This is a genomic window from Paraburkholderia sp. Ac-20336, assembly GCF_017105025.1.
Taxonomy (GTDB): domain Bacteria; phylum Pseudomonadota; class Gammaproteobacteria; order Burkholderiales; family Burkholderiaceae; genus Paraburkholderia.
In genome coordinates this window covers 23,855-33,280 of sequence record NZ_JAAGPS010000083.1, presented here as the reverse complement: position 1 = coordinate 33,280, position 9,426 = coordinate 23,855, and the positions used below count along the sequence as shown (strand labels likewise).

The 9,426-nt window shown below is 62.7% G+C and carries 7 protein-coding genes and 1 pseudogene; 5 read left to right on the top strand and 3 right to left on the bottom strand.

Translation table 11 applies throughout. The annotated features are described in order from the left end of the window. The 5 genes and pseudogenes from GXB81_RS21410 to glmU form a co-directional block, all read left to right on the top strand. Positions 1–834 (top strand): annotated as a pseudogene (locus tag GXB81_RS21410) (Vi polysaccharide transport protein VexE); the annotation flags it as partial. 53 nt (positions 835–887) lie between these two features. Further along, complete coding sequence (locus tag GXB81_RS21405) at positions 888–1,979, top strand: SDR family oxidoreductase (protein ID WP_205990260.1); 1,092 nt, start codon at positions 888–890, stop codon at positions 1,977–1,979. Between the two features lie 111 nt (positions 1,980–2,090). Then, entirely contained in the window at positions 2,091–3,908 is a 1,818-nt protein-coding gene (gene glmS / locus GXB81_RS21400) for a glutamine--fructose-6-phosphate transaminase (isomerizing) (protein ID WP_167043845.1), read from the top strand. 27 nt (positions 3,909–3,935) lie between these two features. Continuing rightward, a complete protein-coding gene (locus GXB81_RS21395; protein WP_205990259.1) occupies positions 3,936–5,144 on the top strand; it encodes a polysaccharide lyase family 1 protein in 1,209 nt (402 codons plus the stop codon). Between the two features lie 58 nt (positions 5,145–5,202). Next, positions 5,203–6,564, top strand: a complete 1,362-nt coding sequence (gene glmU, locus GXB81_RS21390; protein WP_167043851.1) for a bifunctional UDP-N-acetylglucosamine diphosphorylase/glucosamine-1-phosphate N-acetyltransferase GlmU — start codon at positions 5,203–5,205, stop codon at positions 6,562–6,564. 491 nt (positions 6,565–7,055) lie between these two features. Here the strand turns inward: glmU and GXB81_RS21385 are convergent, their stop codons facing one another. The 3 genes from GXB81_RS21385 to GXB81_RS21375 form a co-directional block, all read right to left on the bottom strand. Then, positions 7,056–8,147 (bottom strand): hypothetical protein, encoded by a 1,092-nt coding sequence (locus GXB81_RS21385; RefSeq protein ID WP_205990258.1) that lies wholly within the window; start codon positions 8,145–8,147, stop codon positions 7,056–7,058. Positions 8,148–8,480: 333 nt separating this feature from the next. Next, a complete protein-coding gene (locus GXB81_RS21380) occupies positions 8,481–8,873 on the bottom strand; it encodes a hypothetical protein (RefSeq protein ID WP_240159047.1) in 393 nt (130 codons plus the stop codon). A 186-nt stretch (positions 8,874–9,059) separates the two neighbouring features. After that, positions 9,060–9,416 carry a DUF4279 domain-containing protein gene (locus tag GXB81_RS21375; protein WP_346777809.1) on the bottom strand — a complete coding sequence of 119 codons (357 nt, stop codon included), beginning with the start codon at positions 9,414–9,416 and terminating at the stop codon, positions 9,060–9,062. Between the last annotated feature and the right edge of the window lie 10 nt (positions 9,417–9,426).

Here is a 9,426-nt window from a genome sequence, read left to right as displayed (position 1 = left end):
GCGGCGCCGGCGGCGGCACAGCCTGCGGCGCAAGCGGCGACACAGGCGGTGACACAAACGGCAGCACAAACGGCAGCACAAACGGCAGCACAAACGGCGACACAAGCGCTGTCGCGCGAGGACTGGGAGCGCGCGGCGCAATGGGGCTATCTCGCCGACCACCTGCTGCTCGACTGGCTCGAATGCCGCGAGGATCGCGCGGAAGAAGCGATGGAGCTGCTCGCGAACCTCGACGAGGCCGAGCAGTTCTTCGAGCCGCTGTGCGAGGGCGGACGCGGCTTCGTGCTCGCCACGGCCCACGTGGGGCCGCTGTACGGCGGCCTGATGGCGCTCGATCTGCTCGATATCCCGTCGCGCTGGGTCGCATCGACGCCGAGTATCAGCCGCAGCCACTACGCCCGCTCGCTGATCTCGACGAGCGACAGGACCGAAGTGCAGGTCGTGAAGGCCAGCCTCAAGGCGCTGCAGGAAGGACATGCCGTGTGTCTCGCCGTGGATGGCGCGCTCAATCCGGCCGCCGCGCGCGTGCCGTTCGAGAGCCAGGAGATCACGTGGTCGAGCTTCGCCGCGCGCGCCAGCTACCGCCTCGGACTGCCCTCGGTTTTCTATGCGCCCAGATGGGAGCGGGGCCGCATCGTGCATACGCTCGAACGGCTCTCCGAGCCGCATGACGGCGAAACGCTCGAAGACTACGTGGCGCGATGGCAGCACGAATGGCTCGCGCATCTGCGCGGCCATCTCGCCGGGCAGCCGGAAAACCTGCGCCTGAGCGGCGGGCTCTGGCGGCACGTGGTGGCGGCCGACCGCTCGAATGCGGCGACGGACAAGGGTTGATTGGGTTCACTAACGATTACGTAGAAGATTACGCAGAACGTGGAGAAGCAAACATGAAACAGAACGAAACCGCGGCGCCAGCCGGCTTGCCGTCATGGCTACAGGACGGAACGCAGGATGGGCTGCGAACCTTGTTGCAGGAAAAGCGCTATTGCTGGCTCGTTACCGGCGCCGCGGGGTTTATCGGCTCCAATCTCGTCGAGACCTTGCTGCTGCTCGGGCAGGACGTACGCGGCCTCGATAATTTCGCCACCGGCCACTGGCACAACCTGCACGAAGTGAAGAAGCGGGTCGGCGAGGCGGCCTGGAGCCGGTTCGCGTTCCACGAGGCCGACATTCGCGACGCGGACTCGTGCGCAAAGGCGGTCGCCGGCGTGGACTACGTGCTGCATCAGGCGGCGCTGGGCTCGGTGCCGCGCTCCGTGAAGGACCCCAAAACGACCAACGACGTCAACGTGTCCGGTTTTCTGTCGATGCTCGACGCCGCGCGCCAGGCCGGCGTGCGGCGCTTCGTCTATGCCGCGTCGAGCTCGACCTACGGCGACGAACCCAATCTGCCGAAGCGCGAGGAGCGCATCGGCAATCCGCTCTCGCCGTATGCGGTGACGAAGCTCGTCAACGAACTCTATGCGAGCGTCTATTCGCGCACCTACGGTTTTCATTCGATCGGCCTGCGCTACTTCAATGCGTTCGGCCCGCGTCAGGACCCGGACGGCGCGTATGCCGCGGTGATTCCCAAATGGATCGCGGCGATGCTGGCGGGCGACGACGTGCAGATCAACGGAGACGGCGAAACGAGCCGCGACTTCTGCTACGTGGGCAACGTCGTGCAGGCCAACCTGCGCGCCGCGCTGAAGGAAGACCTCGCCGCGAGCGACGTGTACAACGTCGCGGTGGGCGGCCGCACCACGCTCAACGACCTGTTCTCGATCATCCAGGCCGGGCTCGCCACGCACGGCGTGCACTACGCGAAGCAGCCGGTCTACCAGTCGTTCCGCGCGGGCGACGTGCGCCATTCGCAGGCCGACATCGCGAAGGCGGTACGGGAGCTGGGCTTCTCCGGGCTGTTCGATCTGAGGCGCGGCATGACGGAAGCGCTCTCCTGGTACCTCGCATTCATCGCGGGCGAGCGGTCGCCGGCTTGAGTCGGCTCAAGCCGGTTTGAACCGGCCCGATGCGGCAGGTCGCGTCAATCGATAACACACACTCAGGCATGGGCGTGAAAGCACGCCCCAACACGAGAAAAGGAAACAGTCATGTGCGGCATTGTTGGTGCGGTTGCGCGAGAGAATATTGTTCCGGTGCTGGTCGAAGGTCTCCGGCGCCTCGAATATCGCGGCTACGATTCGTGCGGCGTCGCCGTGAATTCGAAGCGGGGTCTTGAACGGATGCGCAGTATCGAGCGCGTATCGCACCTCGATTCGCGGCTGCGCCGCGCGGGGCTCGAAAGCGCGAGCGGCATTGCTCATACGCGTTGGGCGACGCACGGGGCACCGGAAATCCGCAATGCGCATCCGATGCTGTCCCGCGATGCGTTGGCGGTGGTCCACAACGGCATCATCGAAAACTACGAATCGCTGCGCGACGAACTCGCCGGCCGCGGCTACGAGTTCGTGTCGCAGACCGATACGGAAGTCATCGCCCATCTGATCCACAGCGTCTATGACGGCGACCTGTTCGCGGCGGTGCGCGAGGCCGTGCAACGGTTGCACGGTGCCTACGCGATCGCGGTGGTGCACGAGGACCGGCCGGACCTTATCGTCGGCGCGCGCGAGGGCTCGCCGCTGCTGATCGGCGCCGGCGAGGCGGGCAATTTTCTCGCCTCCGACGCGCTCGCGCTGACGGGCCAGGCCGAGCGCTTCATGTTTCTCGACGACGGCGACGTCTGCGAACTGACGCGCGAATCGATCCGCATCGTGGCGCGCGACGGCAAGCCGGTCGTGCGCGAGTCCCAGCAGGTGAGCGTCGCGAACGCGGCGGTGGAGCTCGGAAGCTACCGGCACTACATGCAGAAGGAAATCTTCGAGCAGCCCGCCGTGGTGGCCGCGACCACGCGCGGTGTCGAAGCGTTCAAGGCCGAGCTGTTCGGCGAGGCCGCGCCCGCGACGTTCGACGGCATCGACAGCATCCAGATACTCGCCTGCGGCACGAGCTACTACGCGGGTCTCGTCGCGAAGTACTGGCTCGAATCGATCGCCAAGATCAGGACCGATGTCGAGATCGCGAGCGAGTACCGCTATCGCGAACCGGTGGCGAGCCCGCGCGCGCTCGTCGTGACGATCTCGCAGTCGGGCGAGACTGCCGATACGCTGGCCGCGCTCAAGTACGCGCAGTCGCTCGACCAGACCCGCACGCTCACGATCTGCAACGTGCCGTCGAGTGCGATGGTGCAGCTGTGCGGCACGCGCTTTCTGACCCAGGCGGGGCAGGAGGTCGGCGTCGCCTCGACGAAGGCGTTTACCGCGCAACTGGTGGCGCTTTTCATGCTGGCCGTGACGCTCGGACGCCAGCGCGGTCACGTCACGGCGCTGCGCGAGTCGCAGTATCTGCAACAGTTGCATGGGTTGCCGCAGATGCTGACGGCGGCGCTCGCGCTCGAACCGCAGATCGCCGCATGGGCGAAGCAGCTGACCACCAGCGAGCATGCGCTGTTCCTCGGGCGCGGGCTGCAATATCCGATCGCGCTCGAAGGCGCGCTCAAGCTCAAGGAGATTTCCTATATTCACGCCGAGGCCTATCCGGCCGGCGAACTCAAGCATGGCCCGCTCGCGCTCGTGACGGCGGCCATGCCCGTGATCGCAATCGTGCCGGACGACGAGATGCAGGAGAAGATGAAGTCGAACATTCAGGAGGTGCGGGCGCGCGGCGGCGAGGTCTACGTGCTTGCCGACAAGGACACGCGCATCGCCGATGAAAAGGGGCTTCATGTCGTTCGCCTGCCGGCGCATTACGGGGTGCTGTCGCCGGTTCTGTACACGGTGCCGTTGCAGTTGCTCGCCTATCACACCGCGTGCGCGCGCGGCGCCGATGTCGACAAGCCGCGGAACCTCGCGAAGTCGGTCACGGTCGAGTAAGTTGGACTCCCCATCAAGGCAAGGTTCATGAGGATCGACTCAAGCATCATAAGAAGGTGGCGGCCGTGGCTGCTCGTTTGCCTTGCACTGGTCGCGACGCCGCGTGCGGCGTTCGCGGATTCCGGCGGCAGTTGCGCGAGCGCAAACGCGGCGTGCCCGTTCGTCGCCGATCTGCTCGCGCAGCGCGAGGGTTACGGGCGCGCGGCGACGGGCGGCGAGGGCGGCGAGGTCGTGACCGTAACGTCGGGGGCGGACGCGGGACCGGGCACGCTGCGCGACGCGCTCGCTCACGCCGGCGGGCGGCGCTGGATCCGCTTCGCGTCGGACATGACCATCGCGTTGCGCTCGCAACTGCGCGTGCCGGGCAACGTCACGATCGACGGCCGCGGCCATCGCGTGACGCTGCTCGACTACGGGCTCGGCATTTACGGCAGCAGCAACGTGATCGTCACGCATCTGACCATCGACGGGCGGTTGCGGACGTTCTCGCAGGCCATCAACGTAGCCAATTATTCGCACGATGTCTGGATCGACCATCTCGATCTTTCGCGCTTCGCCGATCGCCTGCTCAACGTAAAAAACGGCTCGACGGACGTGACGGTGTCGTGGGTCAAGTTTCATGACGACGACAAGGTCATGCTGCTGAACAACATCACGTCGAAGAACCTGTTCGCCAATTACGGGCGCGACAAGGTGGCGCGCGTGACGGTCCATCACTGCTACTTCCTGAATACCGTGCAGCGCAATCCGCGTGCGCAGTTCGGCACGTTTCATCTCTTCAACAACCTGCTCGAGAACTGGGATTTTTACGGCATGAGCTTTAGCCTGCAGGCACGGGCGCTGGTGGAGGGGAACATCTTCAGCAACACGTCGGATCGCCGTTGCGTGGAGCCGGAGTTCTTCCCGACAGTGGAGGGCGTAAAGGCGCGTTATTGCGACTACATCGCCGGGGCGCCGGCGAGAAGCGCATTGCCGAACGGCGGATCGGACCAGAAGCATTTCGAGCAGACGGCCCAGCTTTACGCGAGCGGGAGCGACTATCGCGCGTCTCTGCTGGTCAGGGACAATCTCTATCTGCGCGATGCCAGGGCGGTTTTGCAGAGCTATCAGCCGGAGAAGGTGCCAGCCGTGCCTTACTGCTACAAGTACGACAAACCGACGCTGGGACTCGCGGATGAAATCCGCCAGTTCGCCGGCAATACCGATGGACAGACGCTGCGCGTGCCTTGTCGCTGACGATGCGGCGCTCTCCCCCGTTTCCTTTCACTCACCACACTCGCAAACGGTCATCCTCGTGAATATCGTGATTCTCGCGGCCGGCATGGGCAAACGCATGCACTCCGCGCTGCCGAAAGTGCTTCATCCGCTCGCCGGCAAGCCGCTTCTCTCGCACGTTATCGATACGGCCCGCGCGCTCTCGCCGACCCGCCTCGTCGTCGTGACAGGTCATGGCGGCGAGGCCGTGCGCGAAGCGGTCGGCGCGCCCGACGTGCGGTTCGCGCTGCAGGCCCAGCAACTCGGCACGGGCCACGCGCTCGCACAGGCCCTGCCGCTGCTCGATGCGGACGTGCCCACGCTCGTGCTGTACGGCGATGTGCCGCTGACGCGCGCGTTGACGCTCGAACGCCTCGTCGAGGCTGCGGGCCGAAACCGCTACGGCATCCTGACCGTTACGCTCGACGACCCGAGCGGCTACGGGCGCATCGTGCGCGACGCGGCGGGCAAGGTCGCGCGCATCGTCGAACAGAAGGATGCGAGCGAAGCGGAACGCAAGATCGCCGAGATCAACACGGGCATTATCGTGACGCCGACCGCGCCGCTTGCGGGCTGGCTCGCCACGCTGAAGAACGACAACGCCCAGCGCGAGTATTACCTGACCGACGTCGTGGAAGCGGCGATTGCCGCCGGCTATCCGGCCGTGACCGCGCAGCCCGACCACGCATGGGAAACGCTCGGCGTGAACAGCAAGCAGCAGCTCGCCGAACTGGAGCGCGTGCATCAACGCAACGTGGCGGAGGCACTGCTGGTCGCGGGCGTTACGCTTGCCGATCCGGCGCGGATCGACGTACGCGGTTCGCTGACGTGCGGGCGCGATGTGTTTATCGACGTCAACTGCGTGTTCGAGGGCGAGGTGACGCTGGCGGACAACGTCACCGTGGGGCCGAACTGCGTGATCCGTAGCGCGTCGATTGGCGCGGGAACGCGTATCGACGCTTATACGCACATCGACAATGCAGAGGTCGGCGCGCATGCTGTGCTTGGACCGTATGCGCGTTTGCGCCCCGGCGCGCAGCTTGCCGACGAGGTTCACGTGGGCAATTTCGTCGAGGTGAAGAATGCGCGCGTCGGTGCCGGCTCGAAGGCGAACCACCTGAGCTACCTCGGCGACGCCGACGTGGGCGCGGGCGTGAACATCGGCGCGGGCACCATCACCTGCAACTACGACGGTGTGAACAAGCATCGCACGATTATCGAGGACAACGTGTTCGTGGGTTCGGATACGCAGTTCGTCGCGCCGGTGCGCGTGGGACGAGGCGCGACCATTGCGGCGGGGACGACGGTGCGGAAGGATGTGGCTGAGGGGGTGCTTGTGCTCGACAGGAAGATGCAGGTTGAGAGGGGAGGGTATGTTCGGGCGGTGAGGAGGAAGAGTTGAGGGGGCAGCGCTTGACATGCCGCTATCAGAACATCTTGGCTGCATATCGTTCGTTGACCGTTGATTTCGCCGGTTGCTCGGCATTGCCACCAGGTATATCGGTCTGATAGACAACGCCTGCGTACCGCCGAGCGACGTCGATACCGGTGTGGCCGACGAAAGAGGTTACTCGCTCGAAGGCAAAGGCGGGTTCCAGTCCATGGGCCCGTCCGTCGTAATTTGAAGTCGTTCACGTAGCTTCGGATTGGAAAATCCTTGCATTAACATGAGCATGCCGCCGAGTTTGCGGGCGTCTTATGGGGGCCCTCAAGAAACGGACTTTTCGTACGCTAATACTGACGTATCCCCAAACCTACCGTGTTCCTCAAGCGCAGCACCCAAACAATATCGGAAACCTCTGGCGAAGCTGTTGTTCGATGGCATAGAAAACACACTCGCTCAGCGGATCAGTCATGACAAGTCGCTTTCAATTTCCGCTCCCTGTGCGCCACTTATGCCGCATTCGCATTCAACTCGCCGACCAGCCTCTGCGCATCCTGATACTCGTCACCTGTAACGAACACCCTCGGGTGTCCAGGCAAGGCTTCTCTCTGTGCAAGAAGCGGCTCACATGTGCGCAGAAACCCCTCGAATGCCGACCGCACCAGCGCTTGGGTTTGTGGCGACGTCTCATGAGTTGCTGCAATTGTTGCATCGAAACGTGCTTTCCAGTCGCCGTGGTTTAAGACAAAGGTGGGAAACTGAGCGATCAGCGTTTGCAGGATGGGGCCGCGTTGCGTGTCGTCGATTGCTTCGAGATGTGCCAGTACCTTGTTCAGATTGCCAGCGGCGTACTGCAGCGAGTCGGGGCTTGCCGGTTGCGGCAACTTGAAAATATTGGCGCTAAGGCTCATCAGCGTCGGCGACCGGTTCTCCGGCGGATATGTTCCGACTAACTTCTCAAGTTGGTCGAACGCGGTTTGCTGCAATTTGCTCGGCTGCACGCGCGACAGCAAACTTGCAACTGCCCCTGTCGCAACGCCGCGCATCTCTTCCGGCTGCATGTTGCCTACCGTGACGATGCTGTCGTGCAGATCTTGCGCCTGAAGCTTGCCGGGATCCGCATTCAGCAGCTTCAGCAGGGGTGTGGCGGTCCGATTGAAAACTTCTTCGTGGCGTACCGGGGCTAGCTGGGCGATGCTCGTCTGCTGCATGTTCGACTGGCTGAGCCCGCGCGTGCCCATCAGTTGCAGTAGATTGTCCAGATCCAACGAGCCAGCCTTATTGGCCCACAAGTGAGCGTCGTTCAAAGGCTTTAACGCTTTGAATGGGCGGAGGCGGCTTTGCGCTAGCGCGGCGACATCTTGCAGCGGCAGGTGATCGCTTATCTCCCGATATATGTCGTCGGGAAGCGTCGCGAGCGTTGGCCGATTCGCCTGGCTGTCAGTCCTTCGTTGAAAGGAAGGCAGGTCCAGAAAACGAGCGTCGGGCGACGCGCTAGATGTTTTTATTGGCGCCGGTCTGGACGGCGTTGCCTCTGCATTGCTGTCATGACCGACAGCAGATGGGATGCTGGTGAGTGTCCGGGTAATCGATGAGGTCATTGAGGCTGGTCTCAATTAGCGGTTCAAACCGGCGTTACCCTCAAAACAACGAATCAGCCACTTTACCGGCAGTGGGCCATCGATTTTGCGTGTAACGCCGGAGCAGCATTCAAGTTGAGTTATTAACACTAACACGCCGCGTTTTCCCGTTTGTGGCTGAAGGCGAATTCAAGACCGAGGATGCGAAGTTCTGCGGGTGTGGCCACCGTCTCAACTTGATCGAGCCATTGTGACAGGCTGAGGTATACCAACCTGATGTCAGGCAAGCCTGTCAGAATCGTCAAGATAGGGTCATCCTGGCAATGAGTTGACGCGAACGCTCCGAGATCTCGGTCACCGGAACAGAGGGTCCAATGTTCCGCCGTCGGTCTCGTGGACCTCGATCGAGTCACACTCAATCGCGAGTTCGGCGCCCAGAGTGGCGTAGACGAAAGCAAGCAAGGCGGCTTTCCTGTCCGTAAGCCGCTCACCTGCTTCGAGCACTGCACTGGCCCGCGCGTGCTTCTCGTCGTCGGGGGCAACGATGTGAATGCCGTAGACGATATTCAGTAAGCCAAGGTGCTCAACTGAAACACACGTTACGCCATTGAACGTGACCGCCGCGCGCCTGTTGGCGAGGTACAGACCAAGCGTCAGCGTGCGGGGCTCGGTATTCGGGCCAATGACTACGCTGTCCAGATACCAATCGTGAAAATAGTTCCGCGTCTTCAATATTTCATCTGTCATATTGATTTACCAATGGGGCATGGAGATGGGCACGCCTTCGTCGTCATCGTTAAATCCCGGGGCGCTCCGTGCGCGATGACGGATGAGGCACTCGAAGAAGCTGGATAGACACATCGACAGGTTGCTTAGCGATACTCGTCAATCTCCACCGTGCCGCCCAGCGCTTGCATCGTCGCCCGAATGTCGTCAGGCACATCGGGCACTCGGTTTCCACTCGCATTGTCCCAATAGCAAAAAGCGCATCTGCGCGCTCGTGCGCTTGAGCAACTCAAAGAGGTCAACCCGAGGCAATGCCAGGCGTTCGACCAGATAACGAAGATGAGGCGTCAGCGCGTCACTCTGTACGGTTTTCTTACTGCTGATACTCCAGAGGCCGACGCGCAGCGCACCGGCACTCATGCGCCCTGATGGCGTGATGAAACGTTCGCCCTTTATGCTCGCGGTATTCGGCACGACAGCGAAATAGCTTGTCCAGAATTCACGCGGCTCAACGTCCTGATAGATATTGAACGAAGCGTGGGCGAGTTGGTGCTGTGGTTTCATTTGGTGTCCC